18 protein-coding genes are annotated in these 14,736 nt (G+C 70.9%); 15 read left to right on the top strand and 3 right to left on the bottom strand.

Going from position 1 to position 14,736, the window contains the following annotated elements; genetic code table 11:
* Positions 1–29: 29 nt before the first annotated feature.
* Positions 30–455 carry a hypothetical protein gene (locus tag BLT36_RS02010; protein WP_092091479.1) on the bottom strand — a complete coding sequence of 142 codons (426 nt, stop codon included), beginning with the start codon at positions 453–455 and terminating at the stop codon, positions 30–32.
* Positions 456–514: 59 nt separating this feature from the next.
* Here BLT36_RS02010 and BLT36_RS02005 point away from each other — a divergent pair, with 59 nt between their 5' ends.
* The 8 genes from BLT36_RS02005 to BLT36_RS01970 all read left to right on the top strand — a co-directional run bounded on the left by BLT36_RS02005 (position 515) and on the right by BLT36_RS01970 (position 7,443).
* Positions 515–1,273: a ScbR family autoregulator-binding transcription factor gene (locus tag BLT36_RS02005; RefSeq protein ID WP_092091477.1), complete on the top strand. Its 759-nt coding sequence runs from the start codon at positions 515–517 to the stop codon at positions 1,271–1,273.
* A 4-nt stretch (positions 1,274–1,277) separates the two neighbouring features.
* The gene (locus BLT36_RS02000) at positions 1,278–2,156 is read left to right on the top strand and encodes an aminoglycoside phosphotransferase family protein (protein WP_175529440.1); all 879 of its coding nucleotides are present in this window, start codon (positions 1,278–1,280) and stop codon (positions 2,154–2,156) included.
* 60 nt (positions 2,157–2,216) lie between these two features.
* The gene (locus tag BLT36_RS01995; RefSeq protein WP_139166316.1) at positions 2,217–2,828 is read left to right on the top strand and encodes a DUF6197 family protein; all 612 of its coding nucleotides are present in this window, start codon (positions 2,217–2,219) and stop codon (positions 2,826–2,828) included.
* On the top strand, positions 2,825–3,520 hold the full coding sequence (locus tag BLT36_RS01990) for a DinB family protein (RefSeq protein ID WP_092091470.1): 696 nt from the start codon (positions 2,825–2,827) through the stop codon (positions 3,518–3,520). Before BLT36_RS01995 ends, BLT36_RS01990 begins: the two co-directional genes overlap by 4 nt.
* 207 nt (positions 3,521–3,727) lie before the next feature.
* Positions 3,728–4,375 carry an ABC transporter permease gene (locus tag BLT36_RS01985; protein ID WP_092091468.1) on the top strand — a complete coding sequence of 216 codons (648 nt, stop codon included), beginning with the start codon at positions 3,728–3,730 and terminating at the stop codon, positions 4,373–4,375.
* Positions 4,362–5,630, top strand: coding sequence for an ABC transporter ATP-binding protein (locus BLT36_RS01980; protein WP_092091466.1), 1,269 nt, complete (start codon positions 4,362–4,364; stop codon positions 5,628–5,630). Before BLT36_RS01985 ends, BLT36_RS01980 begins: the two co-directional genes overlap by 14 nt.
* Positions 5,627–6,388, top strand: coding sequence for an ABC transporter permease (locus BLT36_RS01975; RefSeq protein WP_092091464.1), 762 nt, complete (start codon positions 5,627–5,629; stop codon positions 6,386–6,388). Before BLT36_RS01980 ends, BLT36_RS01975 begins: the two co-directional genes overlap by 4 nt.
* A complete protein-coding gene (locus BLT36_RS01970) occupies positions 6,385–7,443 on the top strand; it encodes a glycine betaine ABC transporter substrate-binding protein (RefSeq protein ID WP_092091462.1) in 1,059 nt (352 codons plus the stop codon). Before BLT36_RS01975 ends, BLT36_RS01970 begins: the two co-directional genes overlap by 4 nt.
* Before the next feature lie 105 nt (positions 7,444–7,548).
* Here the strand turns inward: BLT36_RS01970 and BLT36_RS19100 are convergent, their stop codons facing one another.
* Positions 7,549–8,178 (bottom strand): TetR/AcrR family transcriptional regulator, encoded by a 630-nt coding sequence (locus BLT36_RS19100; protein ID WP_092091461.1) that lies wholly within the window; start codon positions 8,176–8,178, stop codon positions 7,549–7,551.
* 80 nt (positions 8,179–8,258) lie between these two features.
* Between BLT36_RS19100 and BLT36_RS01960 the strand changes: the two genes are divergently transcribed.
* The 3 genes from BLT36_RS01960 (at position 8,259) to BLT36_RS01950 (ending at position 10,882) form a co-directional block, all read left to right on the top strand.
* Complete coding sequence (locus BLT36_RS01960) at positions 8,259–8,987, top strand: ABC transporter ATP-binding protein (protein WP_092091459.1); 729 nt, start codon at positions 8,259–8,261, stop codon at positions 8,985–8,987.
* Complete coding sequence (locus BLT36_RS01955) at positions 8,984–10,261, top strand: ABC transporter permease (RefSeq protein ID WP_092091457.1); 1,278 nt, start codon at positions 8,984–8,986, stop codon at positions 10,259–10,261. The genes BLT36_RS01960 and BLT36_RS01955 overlap by 4 nt, the downstream gene beginning before the upstream one ends.
* A gap of 93 nt (positions 10,262–10,354) precedes the next feature.
* Positions 10,355–10,882, top strand: a complete 528-nt coding sequence (locus tag BLT36_RS01950) for a GNAT family N-acetyltransferase (protein ID WP_175529439.1) — start codon at positions 10,355–10,357, stop codon at positions 10,880–10,882.
* Positions 10,883–10,891: 9 nt separating this feature from the next.
* Here the strand turns inward: BLT36_RS01950 and BLT36_RS01945 are convergent, their stop codons facing one another.
* A complete protein-coding gene (locus BLT36_RS01945; RefSeq protein ID WP_092094224.1) occupies positions 10,892–11,167 on the bottom strand; it encodes a hypothetical protein in 276 nt (91 codons plus the stop codon).
* Positions 11,168–11,314: 147 nt separating this feature from the next.
* On the opposite strand from BLT36_RS01945, the gene BLT36_RS01940 reads away from it, so the two are divergent.
* The 4 genes from BLT36_RS01940 (at position 11,315) to BLT36_RS01925 (ending at position 14,736) form a co-directional block, all read left to right on the top strand.
* The gene (locus tag BLT36_RS01940) at positions 11,315–11,989 is read left to right on the top strand and encodes a hypothetical protein (RefSeq protein WP_092091454.1); all 675 of its coding nucleotides are present in this window, start codon (positions 11,315–11,317) and stop codon (positions 11,987–11,989) included.
* Between the two features lie 122 nt (positions 11,990–12,111).
* Complete coding sequence (locus BLT36_RS01935) at positions 12,112–12,804, top strand: hypothetical protein (RefSeq protein ID WP_092094222.1); 693 nt, start codon at positions 12,112–12,114, stop codon at positions 12,802–12,804.
* A 40-nt stretch (positions 12,805–12,844) separates the two neighbouring features.
* Positions 12,845–14,290: a phytoene desaturase family protein gene (locus BLT36_RS01930; RefSeq protein ID WP_092091452.1), complete on the top strand. Its 1,446-nt coding sequence runs from the start codon at positions 12,845–12,847 to the stop codon at positions 14,288–14,290.
* A 2-nt stretch (positions 14,291–14,292) separates the two neighbouring features.
* On the top strand, positions 14,293–14,736 hold the full coding sequence (locus BLT36_RS01925) for an SRPBCC family protein (RefSeq protein ID WP_092091450.1): 444 nt from the start codon (positions 14,293–14,295) through the stop codon (positions 14,734–14,736).

Raw genomic sequence — 14,736 nt, 5'->3', positions numbered from 1 at the left:
CGTCTGCCCGTCTGCCCGTCTCGCCAGCTTCAGCCGCGGGCGGGGCGCGAGGTGAGGGAGACGACGAGCAGGGTGGCGAGCATCCCGACCCCGGCCAGTTCGACGCCGAGTCCGGCGAGCTGCCAGTAGGCGCTGCCGACGACCTGCGGCTGCGTGATGGAGTCCGGCCACCAGGGGTCGATGAGCGGGAACGAGCCCGGGAACGGGTCGAGCCCGAACACGACGAGGCCACCGAGCAGCAGCACGATGCCGAGTCCTGCCATGGCTCCGCGGGAGCGCCGGAGCATGTGCGCGACGAGGGCAGCTGCGATGCCGGCGAGCCCGAGCACGGCGATGAGGAACGCCAGCACGACGATCGTCTGCGGTGCCAGCGCCACCCAGTCGAGCACGGCGATCGGCAGCAGCAGCCGCCGCCCCGTCCGGGCCCAGCGTGCGGGGTTCCGCCATACGTCCATGCCCGGAACGGTACGACAGCCCAGCAGGGAGGACGCCGCATCGCTACGATCGTCAGATCATGGCGCAGGACGGTGGCACGCGACAGCAGCGGGCGGTCGCCACGCGAGCCGCGATCATCGACGCGGCAGCGGGCGAGTTCGACCTGCGCGGCTACCTCGGGACGTCGATGGACGCCGTGGCCGAGCGGGCCGGCCTGACCAAGGGCGCGCTGTACTTCCACTTCACGTCGAAGGCGGACCTCGCCGCCGCGGTGATCGCCCGGCAGCACGAGGTCTCCCGGCAGTACGGCGAGGCCGCGGCTGCCCGTGCATCGTCGCCGCTCGAGGCGATGATGTGGATGTCACAGGGCCTCGCGTCCCAGATGATCCACGAGGTCGTGGTGAGTGCGGGCATCCGGCTGTCGACCGAGGCGGCCACCGCGGACGTCGCCCGGCAGGACCCCTACACCGACTGGATGCACGTCACGGCGGACATCATGCGTCGAGCCGTGGACGCCGGCGAGGTCGACCCGGAGTGGGACCCGGAGCTGATCGGGCGGGTCGTGATCCCGGCCTACACGGGCGTGCAGACGGTGTCCGACGTCCTTACCGGCCGGGTCGACCTCTACGAGCGGCTGCGCGAGCTCTGGACGGTGCTGCTCGCGGCGATCGTCACGGAGCGGATGCGTCCGGAGATCCCACGGCTGGTGGGGGTCATCGCGCCGCTCCCGAGCGACGCGGGTCCCCCCATCGGCACCCACGTCACTGCTCATCCACAGGATACCGGGCAGTCGGTTTCACCATCGGCCCCAGTTCACGGTACGTCCTCGGCGGCCTGACCTGATGGCCACCCCCGCCGCCGAGGTCCACGTCGACGTGCCGCTCGTCCGCGCCCTGCTCGAGGACCAGCACCCCGACCTGGCGGGCCTCCCGCTCGAGGTCGTCGCGAACGGATGGGACAACGTCATCCTCCGGCTCGGAGACCTGCTGGCCGTCCGGCTCCCCCGACGTGCAGCGGCGGCGACGCTCATCGAGCACGAGCAGCGGTGGTTGCCGGAGATCGCTCGCCGCGTCGCACCGATCGTGCCCGTCCCCGATCCGATCCGCATCGGGCGACCTGCCGGGGACTACCCGTGGTCCTGGAGCGTCGTGCGCTGGCTGCCCGGCACGCCCGCAGGGGAACGGGTCGGCGGCGTGCACGTGGGCGAGGCGCTCGCCGCGTTCGTCGGCCTGCTGCACGTCCCGGCCCCGGCGGACGCCCCGGTGAACCCCGTGCGGGCCGTGCCGCTCGCGACCCGCAGCGACGCGGTGCTCGCACGGCTGGACTCGCCGGACGTGCCCCGGGCCCGAGAACTGGCGGCAGTCTGGCGGGCCGCAGCCGCCGTGCCCGCGTACACCGGGCCTCCCGTCTGGGTGCACGGCGACCTGCACCCCTTCAACGTCCTCTTCGACACCGGACCCGACGGTGGTCCGCGACTGGCGGCGGTCGTCGACTTCGGCGACGTGACGGCGGGCGACCCGGCCGTCGACCTCGCGACCGCCTGGCTGACGCTCGACCACGACGGACGGCGCGTCTTCCGGACGCGGGTCGCGCCCGACGACGACACGTGGGAGCGTGCGCGCGGCTGGGCGGTCTCGATCGCGTCGGCCCTGTCCCTGTCCGACGACCGCACGTTCCGTGCGGCGGCGAGCAGGGCGGTACAACAAGTGCTGGACGGCTGACTCCGGCCGGGGCTATCGTGACCGCACCAATCCGTGCACGTGAAGATCGGAGGGGCCGTCATGACCCTCGAGTTCCGCGTCCAGCACGACGTCGCCACCGACGCCTCTCCCGTCCCGTCCGCCCCGACCCGCACCGGCATCCGCGGGCTCCTCGACCGGATCGGCGCGCGCCGCGAAGCCGCACGCGTCCGCCGGGTCGATGCCCGCCTCCAGGAGCTGAGCGACCTGGAACGCCTGCTCTCCGGCGCCCGCAGCGTCATCGAACGGGGGTGGATCCAGCACGCCTGGTTCGCGTACATCGACGAGCACGGCCGGATGCGGAAGGCGTCCAGCGCCGCGGCGATGGACGTACAGGGCCGACCGCTCGTCGCAGCCTGCCTGGTCGGCTCGGTCGTCTCCGCCGCCGGTGGCCCGCACGCCGTGCACTCCCAGCAGGTGCAGCGGGCCCTCGACCTGGTGTGGCACGCGCTCGCGGTCGACGAGGGCCAGCCGGTCCTCTGGTGCCCGGCACCGGACATCCGGATGGGCCGGGTCCGTGACCTGACGAGCTGGAACGACGCGCCGACCCGGAACTCGGGCGAGGTCGCCGGGCTCCTCCTCACGGCGGAACGCGTCGCCGTGCACGAGGCGGAGCGCGTCCGTGAGCGAGCGGTGGCACGATCGAGGGCATGAGCACCGCAGACCCGGTCCCCGAGGTCCACCCCGCACCGGCCTCCCCGTCCCTCGCTGCCGTCGGCGGATCCCTGCTGTCCGACGAGGGAGCGGTGCCGACTACGGACAGCGCCCTCGTCAAGCAGACGCTGCACCGGTACCTGCAGAAGACCCGGGCGGCGCTGCTCGGCAAGCTCGACGGGTTGGCGGAGCGACAGGCCCGGTGGCCGGTGACGCCCACCGGGACGAACGTGCTCGGGCTCGTGAAGCACGTCGCCGGCGTGCAGGTGACGTACTTCGGCGACGTCTTCGGGCGTCCGCTGCCGGACCCGCCCGGGTGGCTCGAGGCCGACGACGGCGAGGACATGTACGCGACCGCCGACGAGACCCTGGACGACGTCGTCGCGTTCCACCACCGCAGCGCCGCGCACAGCGACGCCACGATCGAGGCGCTCGACCTCGACGCCCGCGGCGTCGTGCCGTGGTGGCCGGAGGGGCACCGTGACGTGACGCTCCACCGGATCCTCGTGCACATGGCGTACGAGACCGCGCGGCACGCGGGCCACGCCGACATCGTGCGCGAGATGCTCGACGGGCTCGCCGGTGACGGCGACGGCAACCTCGCCGAGAAGACCCCCGAGGAGTGGATCGAGTGGCGTGAGCAGCTCGTGGACATCGCCGAGCGGTCGGGACTCCGCGACCTGCAGTCATAGCCGAAGGTCGCTCGGGATCGTTACCGATCTCCCAGGCAGCGGGGTTCACCACCCTCCTGACCAGGGGTTCCGCGTTCCGCGGACACAGCTGAGCGGGGTGTGCACGGGGCTCGGCCGACGAGCGGGAACGCTCGACCTGCGTAGGTTCGAAGGCACTTGTGCCCCGATCCGTGGGTACTTCGGCCGACCGGAGGGAAGCGCTCACCCGTGTTCCAGTACGTCGTGGAGCGATGGGACCAGATCTGGTTCTCGTCGTGGCAGCACTTCTCACTGGTCGTCCAGTGCGTCGTCCTCGCCACCGTCATCGCCGTGGTGCTCGCCACACTCGTCTACCGCAGTCCGCGGCTGACCTCGGTCGCGAACGGGGTGTCGGCCATCGGCCTGACGCTGCCGTCCTTCGCGGTCATCGGTCTGCTCATCGTCCCGCTCGGGTTCGGCGTCGTGCCGTCCGTCGTGACCGTCGTGTTCTTCGCGACGCTGCCGATCCTCCGGAACGCGGTCGTCGGCCTCGCCGAGATCTCACCGACGGTGGTCGAGTCGGCGCGGGGCATCGGCATGAGCCGCCTCCGCACGCTCGTGCAGATCGAGCTGCCGATGGCGTGGCCGATCATCCTCAGCGGGGTCCGGGTGTCCGCGCAGATGGTGATGGGCATCGCCGCGATCGCCGCCTACGCGCTCGGCCCCGGGCTCGGCGGCTTCATCTTCTCCGGGCTCTCCCGCCTCGGCGGCGCGAACGCCCTCTCCTCCGTCCTGGTCGGGGTGATCGGAGTCGTCCTCCTCGCCCTCGTCCTCGACCTGCTCCTCATCGGCCTCGGCCGCCTGACCATCTCGAGAGGTATCCGTGTCCAGCACTGACTCCGCCACCACCACCGCCCCCGACGGGGACGTCACCGGCCGCAGCATCCTGCTCGACGAGGTCACCAAGCGGTACCCCGGGCAGACGAAGCCCGCGGTGGACGGCATCACGCTCGAGATCCCGGCCGGCAAGATCGTCATGCTCGTCGGCCCCTCGGGCTGCGGCAAGACGACCACGCTGAAGATGATCAACCGCCTGATCGAGCCCACCCAGGGGCGCATCGTGGTCGGTGACGACGACGTGACCGGCATCGACGGCGACGAGCTGCGCCGCCGGATGGGCTACGTCATCCAGGCCGGCGGGCTCTTCCCGCACATGACCGTCGCGGCGAACATCGCGATCGTCCCGAAGATGCTCGGCTGGTCGAAGGACAAGATCGCCGCGCGCGTCGACGAACTGCTCGACCTGGTCTCGCTCGACCCGGACACCTACCGCGACCGCTTCCCCCGCGAGCTCTCCGGCGGCCAGCAGCAGCGCGTCGGCGTCGCCCGGGCGCTCGCCGCGGACCCGCCCGTCCTGCTCATGGACGAGCCCTTCGGCGCGGTCGACCCGATCACCCGGCAGCGGCTGCAGGACGAGCTCCTCCGGATCCAGGAGGAGCTGCACAAGACGATCGTCATCGTCACGCACGACTTCGACGAGGCCGTCAAGCTCGGCGACTGGATCGTGATCTTCACCGAGGGTGCGCACATCGTGCAGTACGACACCCCGGAGCGGATCCTGGCCGAGCCGGCGAACGAGTTCGTCGAGAACTTCATCGGGTCCGGCGCGGGCCTCAAGCAGCTCACGCTGAACCGGGTGCGCGACGTCGAGGTCGTCTCCGCGGTGACCTGCTCTCCCGGCGAGGAGGTCACGGCCGTCCTGCAGCGGATGAACGAGGCCGGTGGGCACCAGCACGCCGTCGTCGTCGACCAGCGGCAGCGCCCCACCGGCTGGCCGTCGCGCCGGCAGCTCGAGCGTCTCACCCGCATCCCGGACGGTGTCGACCCCGACCTGCCCGTCGTCGGTGAGGCCGCGACCCTGAACGACGCGCTCGACACGATGCTCGTGTCGAGTGCCGGTGCCGCGCTGGTCACGGGTCGCCGTGACGCGTTCCGCGGGGTCATCACGGTCGAGACGGTGATGGAGGCGATCACGCGGTCGCGTGCCGAGGCCGCGTCCGACCAGGCGTACACGCCGGTCGGCACGAACACGAACCCGATCGAGACGCTGCCGTCGTCGCCGGTGTCGATGCCCACCGGGGAGGAACTGTGAGCGCAGTCGCCGCCGGTCCCGCCACCGGTGCCAGCACCTCCTGGAAGGGACTGCTGATCCAACCGATCGCCATCCTCGTGGTGCTCGCCGGGTTCGCGATCTGGCTGGCGACCGCGGACCTCACCCCGACCGAACGGACGACGCTCAACCCGAGCGACATCCTCGCGCTCACCGGGCAGCACCTGGTCCTGACGCTCGAGGCGACGGTCCTGGTGCTCGTGATCGGCATCCCGCTCGGCATCCTGCTCACCCGCGGGCCGCTCCGGCGGGCGAGCGTCTACGTCCTCGCCGTGGCGAACTTCGGGCAGGCCGCCCCGGCGGTCGGCCTCATCGTGCTGCTGGCGGCGTGGCTCGGCCTCAACTCGTGGTCGGCCGTCGTCGCCCTGGTGCTGTACGCGATCCTGCCGGTGCTCCGGAACACGATGATCGGCGTGCAGAGCGTCGACTCGCGGCTCGTGGAGGCCGGTCGGGGCATGGGCATGAGCGCGTTCAGCGTCCTGATGCGGGTGGAGCTGCCACTGGCCGTGCCGGTGATGCTCTCGGGCATCCGGACCGCGCTCGTGCTGCTCGTCGGCACCGCCAGCCTGGCGACGTTCGTCGGGGCGGGTGGCCTCGGCCTCCTCATCACCACCGGCGTGAACCTGTTCCTGCCGAAGGTGCTCGTCGCCGGGGCGCTGCTCGTGGCGCTCCTCGCCCTGTCCATCGACTGGATCGGCCGCGTGGTCGAGACCGTCGCACGACCGAAGGGACTCCGATGACCCGCCGCAGCACCCGCAGCGCCAGCCGCACCCGTACCACCGGCAGCGCCCGCCGCGCTCGTGCCGTCCGTCGCGGTGCCGCCGTCGTCGTCGCCGGGGCCACCGCCCTCGTGCTCGCCGGCTGCGGTCTGCAGCCCGCGACGTCGTTCGTCCCCGCCGCCGGCCCCGGATCGATCCGCACGATCGACGACCTGCCCGACGGCGCGCACATCACCGTCACCTCGAAGAACTTCACCGAGCAGCTCGTCCTCGGCAAGATCGCGGTGCTCGCAGCGAAGGCCGCCGGGTTCGACGTCACGGACGAGACGAACGTGCCGGGCAGTGTCGCCGTCCGCGAGCTCATGACGAGCCACGACGCGGACATGACGTACGAGTACACCGGCACCGCGTGGCTCACCTACATGGGCCACACCGAGGGCATCCCGGACAAGACCGAGCAGTGGCAGGCGGTGCGCAAGGAGGACGCCGGCAACGGGCTCACCTGGCTCCGGCCCGCGCCGATGAACAACACCTACGCGTTCGCCGTCCGCAACGAGGCCGTCAAGGAACTCGGGGACGTCAAGACACTCTCCGACATCACCAAGCTGCCGGTCGACCAGCGCACGTTCTGCGTGGAGTCGGAGTTCAACTCGCGTGCCGACGGCTTCAAGCCGATGCTCAAGAAGTACGGCCTCGAGCTCGGCAGTTCGGGTCCGAACGGCGTCCCGAGCGGCAACGTCAGCATCCTCGACACCGGAACGGTCTACACGGCCACCGACCGCGGCAAGTGCAACTTCGGTGAGGTGTTCACCACGGACGGCCGCATCAAGTCGCTCGGCCTGACCGTGCTGGACGACGACAAGGGCTTCTTCCCGGCCTACAACGTCGCGCCCGTGCTCGACTCGGCGACCCTGCGGGAGTACCCGCAGCTCAAGGGGATCTACGACCAGATCTCGCCGAAGCTCACCGATCCGGTGCTGCAGGAGCTGAACAAGCAGGTGGACGTCGAGGGCCGGGAGCCGGCGGACGTCGCCTTCGACTGGATGGTCAAGGAGGGCTTCATCACGAAGCCCTGACGGTCATCACGAGCCGCGACGGTCCGCAGGATCCGTGTCGGCTCTCGACGTGGGGACACGTCGGACTGGAGGCGCGGTGTCGGCTGGCACCGCGCCTCCAGTCCGTCACCGGGCCGTGATCCGGGCCGCGGTGTCGCGGATCGTCGCGACCACCTGCGCGCGGAGGGCCTCCGGGTCGGTCCCGTCCTGCCGGGCCGAACTGCGGAGTCCGGTCATGCACATGCCGAGCAGCATCTCCGCCGCCTGCGGCGTCGCCGCCTCCGGCCCCCAGGCCGGGTCCCGCTCGAGGATCGTGCGCACCGCGCCGGTCATCGCCTCGGCGACCGTCGTCATCCGGGACACCTGCCGCCGCATCAGCTGCGGGAAGCGCACGATGACCTCCTTCCGGGCGAGCCGCTCGTGCTCGTCGCCGAACGAGGCACCGAACACCAGGAACGACAGGTCGACCACGGCCTGCGCTGCCGGCTCCCCCGCGACGGCCGCCAGGTGCGCGTCGAGCGCCTCCGGGGTGAGGTCGAGCTCCGTGTGCCCGAGGACCGCGTCCTCCTTGCTCTCGAAGTAGTTGAAGAACGTCCGCGGGGACACCTCGGCACGCGCGGCGATCTGCTCGATCGTGGTGTGGTCGATGTCCTGTTCGAGCGCGAGTGACCGTGCAGCCTCGGCGATGCGGTGCCGGGTCTCGATGCGCTTGCGGTCGCGGAGGCCCATCTCGGAGGCGGGCGCGGTGTCGTGCATGGGCTGACTGTAACCCGAACGTCACAGCTCTTACAGCAAACGCAAACTTGCAGTCGTGCAGCGGACAGTACGGTTGGCGCATGACCACTCCCGTGCTCGAGGCTCGTGGCCTCGCGAGGACCTACGGCCGCGGCGCAACGCGGTTCGACGCGCTCAAGGGGGTGTCCCTGCAGGTGAACCAGGGCGAGAGCCTCGCGATCGTCGGCAAGTCCGGCTCCGGCAAGTCCACCCTGATGCACCTGCTCGCCCTGCTCGACAAGCCGTCGTCGGGGCAGATCCTCCTCGACGGCACCGACGCGGCGACGCTCAGCGCGAAGCAGGTGAACCGCACGCGGAACAGCACCTTCGGCTTCGTGTTCCAGCAGTTCTTCCTCACGCCGAAGACGTCCGTGCTCGACAACGTCGTGCTGCCGCTGAAGATCGCCGGCGTCACCGGTGCCGAGCGGAAGCGCCGGGGCATGGCTGCCCTCGACGCCCTCGGCTTGGCCGACAAGGCGAAGAACGACGCGAACGACCTGTCCGGCGGGCAGAAGCAGCGCGTGGTCATCGCCCGCGCGCTCGTCGGGGAGCCCAGCGTCATCTTCGCCGACGAGCCCACCGGCAACCTCGACACGAACACCGGTGAGGTGGTCGAGGACCTGCTGTTCGGGCTGCAGCGCGAGCGCGGGATCACGCTCGTCGTGGTCACCCACGACGAGGAACTCGCCGAGCGGTGCGACCGGCGCGTGAACGTCCGCGACGGGCTCATCGTCGACACGTCCGCGGAAGCCCCCGGCGACGCTGCCGCACACGGAAGGCACTCCGCATGAACTTCGTCGACCTGCTCCGGACCGCGGTGGCGAACACCTTCCGGTCGAAGCTCCGCACCACCCTCACCGTCATCGCGATCTTCATCGGCGCGTTCACGATCACGCTGACCTCGGCCATCGGCACGGGCGTCTCGAACTACATCGACACCCAGGTCGCCTCCATCGGCGACACCGGATCCCTGACGATCACGAAGACCGTCGAGTCCTCGACCGACAGCGGTCCGGCGAAGTACGACCCCGACGAGTCCAGCCAGAGCGTCAACCGCGGCCCGGCGTCCTTCGCCTACCTGTCCCAGTCCGACGTCGACAAGATCAAGGACGTCTCCGGGATCAAGGACGTCCGACCGGCCGTGGCCCTCAGCACGAAGTGGGTCGAGTACGGCAGCGAGGGCAAGTACGTCGTCGACGTCGCCGCGAACGCCGGTGAACTCGACGCCGACCTGGCCGCGGGCAAGCAGCTGGACGACTCGTCCTCCGCCGGCAACCAGGTGCTGCTGCCGACGAACTACCTGAAGAACCTCGGGCTCGGCAGTGCGAAGTCGGCCGTCGGCAAGGAGCTCACGCTCGCCGTCGACGACTACCAGGGCAAGGAGCACACCCTGACCGCCACGGTGGCCGGCGTGCAGAACGAGTCCCTGTTCGGCGGGGGTGCGGGCGCGAACGCGGCGCTCACCGACGCCATGCAGACGGCGCAGGAGACCGGCAAGCCCGCCTCGATCGCCACCTCGTACGCCAGCGCCACGGGCACGCTCAGCGACGGCGCCTCGGCCTCGACCGTCAAGAGCGCCCTGTCGAAGGACGGCTACACGGGCCAGACGATCCAGGACCAGCTCGGCCAGTTCCAGACCGTCATCAGCGGCATCGTCGGCGTCCTCAACGCCTTCGCGGTGATCGCGCTCATCGCCGCCGGGTTCGGCATCATCAACACCCTGCTCATGAGCGTGCAGGAGCGCACCCGCGAGATCGGTCTGATGAAGGCGATGGGCATGGGCGGCGGCAAGGTCTACACGCTGTTCTCGCTCGAGGCCGTGTTCATCGGCTTCCTCGGCAGTGCGATCGGCGCCGGGGTGGCGATCCTGCTCGGCACCGGGATCTCGAACGTCCTGGCCGGCACCGTGCTGAAGGACCTGCCGGGCCTGCAGATCATGCAGTTCGCGCCGTCCTCGGTCATCACGATCATCCTCGTGGTGATGTTCATCGCGTTCCTCGCCGGGACGCTGCCCGCACGTCGGGCGGCCCGGCAGAACCCGATCGAGGCGCTGCGGTACGAGTAGCCGGACCGGTCGCGCTGCCGGCCGTGATCCCGTTCGCGCGAACGCCCCCGTCCACAGCGGACGGGGGCGTTCGGCGTGCATAGGGTCGGGTCCGTGGCGGCGTTCGGGCGGGACCTCGGGGACGGGTACACGCTGACGCTGCGGGACCTGTCCACCGTCCGGCCCCTGCACGAGCTGGTGCTGGCGAACCTCGACCGGCTGCGGGCCGCCGAACCCTGGGCCTGGCGACCACAGACCCTGGAGGACGCGGTCCTGCACACCGAGCACCTGCTCGGCCAGTACGCGATGGACCGTGCGCTCCCCTGCGTCATCCGCTTGGACGACCGCATCGTCGGCGCCGCCTCACTCGCCTTCGACCCCTACCTCGGGCAGGCATCACTCGGCTACTGGGTGGACGCGGGCCTGGAGGGACGTGGAGCCGTCCGCCGCGCAGCCACCGTCCTCATCGGGGCCGCCCGGGCGCGGGGCGCGGCACGGGTCGAGCTCCGGACGGCGGTGGACAACGCGCGGAGTCGTGGACTCGCCGAACGGCTCGGCTTCACGGACGAGGGGACCCTGCGGAGCGCGATGCCGCTCGGGCCGGTGCGGGTCGACGTCGCCGTCTACGGTCTGGTCTTCTGAAGCGGGCGGTCAGGACCCCTGCGTGGCCCCCTGCCAGACCGCGAAGGCACCGCCCACGACCAGCAGCACGAGCAGCAGGACCCACACCGCCAGCGCGACGAGGTTGAGGAAGATCCCCCATCCGGCGCGGCCCCGGGCGAGCGGCTCCCGGCTCCGCGAGGCGATGCCGAGGCAGAGGCCGACCACGGGCGCGACGAACGTCCACCCGGCGAGCAGGGAGCAGATCCCGAGGACGAGGCTCGCCGTCCCGAGTCCGGTGCGGGGGGATTCCGAGTACGTGACCATGTACACGACGGTACGGACCCGTCGGGGGTGCGTCGTCCCTCCAGGGCGTGATCCGCGTCCTCCTGTCGACGGACGCGCGGTGCCGACGGACCCGGGCTCGGCCGCTCCGGTGGGCGCGTGGTCACCGGACGCCGGTACCCTCGTGGCATGGCCTTGTTCGGACGACGCAGCAAGCAGGACGTGCGCGACCGACCCGTCAGCCAGGTCGAACTGAAGCGCGCTGTCGACGAGGGGTTCCTCATCGCGAAGGCCGCCGTCACCATCGCCGTGGCGAACCGCATCATCACCAACGCCCTGCGTGACCAGGGGTACTTCGACCACGCCCTCGTCGCTGAGGCCGCTCGCGAGGAACTCCACCGCATGGCCGAAGAGCAGCGTGGCGACGCCGAACGGATGCGCGACATCCGGTCGAAGTCGAGCAAGCAGAAGGGGCGTTCGCGGCACCAGCACGACTACCGGCGTGGCGACGACCTCAAGCTCCGCACGCGTGAGGCCACGTACGAGCAGCTCGCCACCATGCTCGACAAGCGGCGGGAGGACCAGGGGTTCGTGGACGGGATCGTCCTCCAGGCCCGCGCACGCGCCTGGGACGACATCGGCACCACCGTCGTCGGACGGCTCGGCTGGGCGCAGCGTCCGGCCGAGGACTACGAGGTCGGACGTGACGACCGGGTGCAGCAGATGCTCGACGAGGACTTCGCGGCGCTGCTGGCCGAGCACCCAGTCGGGTCCCCCATGCCGGCCGACGCGGACGAGCCGGACGCTGCGGACGCCGGGGACGACGGGTCGGACCCGGCGGATCCGGACGCGTCGCGGGCTTGACGCTGGTACTTGAGATACCAGTGCCAGCTCGGTAGGCTGATCATGTAACGCCCCAGGACCATTCGGCTCAGCCGGACTCCTGGGGCAACTGTTTTTCCGGCGTGCGTGCTCTGGGGGTGTTCATGATCGACCCAGCCACGCTGCCGTCGCTTCCCCGCCTCGTCAGCGCCCCTCGGTTCGAGCGCTACCAGCAGCGGTACGCGGGCCGGAGTGACCTCGCCGTGCGCCTGTACGCATGGAACATCGAACTCACGACGGCGTTCTGGGGGCCCGTCGGGTGCCTCGAGGTCTTCCTGCGGAACGCCGTGCACGATGCGCTCAGGCACGGGCGCCGTGACGACTGGTGGAACGAACCCGCAGTCCGCCTGCTCGTCCGTGAACGCCGGGCCATCGACGCCGCCATCCGAACCCTCCGAGACCGGGGTGACCCATATCCTGCTCCCGACCGGGTCGTCGCGGCGACGAGCCTCGGACTGTGGGTCGGGCTGACCGACGCTGGCGTCCCGCGCGATCCGCTGTGGAGCTACGAAACGTCGATCTGGCAGCCGCGCGTCGTCCATGCCTTCCCCGGACTCGGGCATGTCCGGCGGAAGCAGCTCCACCGGAGGCTCGACGACGTTCGGCGCGTCCGGAATCGACTTGCGCACCACGAGCCGATCCACACGGCGCCGCTCGAACTGATCCGCGATGACATCATCGCGATCGCAGGGTTCATCGATCCCCAGGCGGCGGCGCTCATCGACGGTGCACATCGCATCGACCAGGTGCTCCTCCGGAAGCGCGCTGCTGTCGAGACCGGGGCTTCGGTCATCTGACCGAGACCACGCGCAGTCGTGGATCCCTAGGCTCGGGGGCATGGTGGATGCGGTGGTCGTCGGGGCCGGACCGAACGGACTCGCCGCAGCGGTGACGCTCGCACGCGCCGGGCTGTCGGTCGAGGTCGTCGAACGCGGCGAGACGATCGGCGGCGGTGCACGCACGTCGCCCCTCACCCTGCCCGGCTTCCTGCACGACGTCTGCTCCGCCGTGCACCCGATGGCGCTGCAGTCCGAGTTCTTCCGACGCTTCCGGATGGAGGACCGCATCGAGCTCCGGCTGCCCGAGGTGCAGTACGGCCACCCGCTCGACGGCGGGCGCGCGGGCATCGCCTACCGCGACCTCGCCCGCACCGCCGACGAGCTCGGGATCGACGGCCCCGCCTTCCGGCAGCTGATGCGCCCACTGTCCGCGAACGCCGACCAGGTCGCCGACTTCGCCACCGATGCCCTGTTGCACCTTCCGCGACACCCGTTGACCGTCCTGCGGTTCGGCCTCCGCGCGCTCGAGCAGGGCACGAGCGCCTGGAACCTGCGCTTCCGCGGTGACGTCGCCCCGGCGATGCTGACCGGCGTCGCCGCGCACTCGATCCAGCACGTGCCGTCGCTCGCCACGGCGGCAGCGGCGCTCTCCCTCGGCGCCTACGCGCACGGCCGTGGGTGGCCGGTGCCGATCGGCGGGAGCCAGGCGATCGTCGATGCGCTCGCTGCCGATCTCGTGGCACACGGCGGCCGGATCGAGACCGGACGGGAGATCCGCTCGCTCGCCGACCTCACCCCGGCGAAGGCGGTCCTGTTCGACACGAGCGTGCCCGGGATGCTCCAGATCGCCGGGAAGCAGATCCCCACACCCCGACGCGGAGCCCTCCGGCGCTTCCGGTTCGGCAACGCGGCCTCGAAGGTCGACTTCGCGCTGTCCGATCCGGTGCCGTGGACGAACGAGGCGCTCCGGAAGGCCGGCACCGTGCACATCGGCGGGACGCGGGAGGAGATCGCCGCGGCCGAGGGGGCGGTCGCTCGCGGGCAGCATGCCGAGCGCCCGTACGTCCTCGGGTCCGAGCCGACGGTCGTCGACCCGAGCCGTGCCCCGAAGGGCAAGCACGTCTTCTGGGCGTACGCGCACGTGCCCGCCGGCTCGGACATCGACCAGACCGAGGCCGTCACCCGCCAGATCGAACGGTTCGCACCCGGTTTCCGGGACACGATCCTGCAGTCGAGCAGCCGGACCGCGGTCGAGATGGGCCAGTACAACCCGAACTACGTCGGCGGGGACATCGCCGCGGGGGCCGCGAGCTTCTGGCAGCTCGTGAAGCGTCCCGTGCTGTCCTCGGACCCGTGGCGGATGGGCGGCGGCATGTACCTGTGCTCCGAGGCATCCGCTCCCGGCCCCGGTGTGCACGGCATGGCCGGGTGGCACGCTGCCCGGAGTGCGCTCCGCCACACGTTCGGGCTCCCCGAAGACGTCGAACTCGCACCGGAGGACTGATCATGGCGAAGAACGTCCGCATCCTGCACACCACACCCGAGGCCGTCTTCGACGTGCTCGCCGACGGCTGGCTCTACACGACCTGGGTCGTCGGGGCCTCCCGCATGCGGAAGGAGGAGGCCGGCTGGCCGCAGGTCGGCACGCGCCTGCACCACTCGTTCGGGTCGTGGCCGTTCGTGATCAACGACGTGACCACCTCGCTCGAGTGGGATCCGCCCCGCCGCATGGTGATCCAGCCGAAGGGGTGGCCGATCGGTGAAGCACGCGTCACGCTGACGGTCGAGCCGCATGCGAAGGGCTGCAAGGTCACGATCGTGGAGAACCCCGTCGAGGGCCCGGGCGCGTACGTCCCGAACGTGATCATCCAGCCGATGATCTGGGTCCGGAACCGCGAGACGCTCCGGCGGCTGGGCTGGGTCGCCGCGGGGCGCGCCGCCAACGGCTGA

Source organism: Curtobacterium sp. UNCCL20 (assembly GCF_900101675.1).
GTDB lineage: Bacteria > Actinomycetota > Actinomycetes > Actinomycetales > Microbacteriaceae > Curtobacterium.
The sequence above is the reverse complement of the archived record's forward strand: the minus strand, read 5'-3'. Positions and strand labels throughout refer to the sequence as shown.

What these genes read in the sequence shown, in the direction of transcription:
- BLT36_RS02010 (WP_092091479.1), bottom strand. Translation starts at nt 455, where the DNA reads ATGGACGTATGGCGGAACCCCGCACGCTGGGCCCGGACGGGGCGGCGG.
- BLT36_RS02005 (WP_092091477.1), top strand. Translation starts at nt 515, where the DNA reads ATGGCGCAGGACGGTGGCACGCGACAGCAGCGGGCGGTCGCCACGCGA.
- BLT36_RS02000 (WP_175529440.1), top strand. Translation starts at nt 1,278, where the DNA reads ATGGCCACCCCCGCCGCCGAGGTCCACGTCGACGTGCCGCTCGTCCGC.
- BLT36_RS01995 (WP_139166316.1), top strand. Translation starts at nt 2,217, where the DNA reads ATGACCCTCGAGTTCCGCGTCCAGCACGACGTCGCCACCGACGCCTCT.
- BLT36_RS01990 (WP_092091470.1), top strand. Translation starts at nt 2,825, where the DNA reads ATGAGCACCGCAGACCCGGTCCCCGAGGTCCACCCCGCACCGGCCTCC.
- BLT36_RS01970 (WP_092091462.1), top strand. Translation starts at nt 6,385, where the DNA reads ATGACCCGCCGCAGCACCCGCAGCGCCAGCCGCACCCGTACCACCGGC.
- BLT36_RS19100 (WP_092091461.1), bottom strand. Translation starts at nt 8,178, where the DNA reads ATGCACGACACCGCGCCCGCCTCCGAGATGGGCCTCCGCGACCGCAAG.
- BLT36_RS01960 (WP_092091459.1), top strand. Translation starts at nt 8,259, where the DNA reads ATGACCACTCCCGTGCTCGAGGCTCGTGGCCTCGCGAGGACCTACGGC.
- BLT36_RS01955 (WP_092091457.1), top strand. Translation starts at nt 8,984, where the DNA reads ATGAACTTCGTCGACCTGCTCCGGACCGCGGTGGCGAACACCTTCCGG.
- BLT36_RS01945 (WP_092094224.1), bottom strand. Translation starts at nt 11,167, where the DNA reads ATGGTCACGTACTCGGAATCCCCCCGCACCGGACTCGGGACGGCGAGC.
- BLT36_RS01940 (WP_092091454.1), top strand. Translation starts at nt 11,315, where the DNA reads ATGGCCTTGTTCGGACGACGCAGCAAGCAGGACGTGCGCGACCGACCC.
- BLT36_RS01935 (WP_092094222.1), top strand. Translation starts at nt 12,112, where the DNA reads ATGATCGACCCAGCCACGCTGCCGTCGCTTCCCCGCCTCGTCAGCGCC.
- BLT36_RS01930 (WP_092091452.1), top strand. Translation starts at nt 12,845, where the DNA reads ATGGTGGATGCGGTGGTCGTCGGGGCCGGACCGAACGGACTCGCCGCA.
- BLT36_RS01925 (WP_092091450.1), top strand. Translation starts at nt 14,293, where the DNA reads ATGGCGAAGAACGTCCGCATCCTGCACACCACACCCGAGGCCGTCTTC.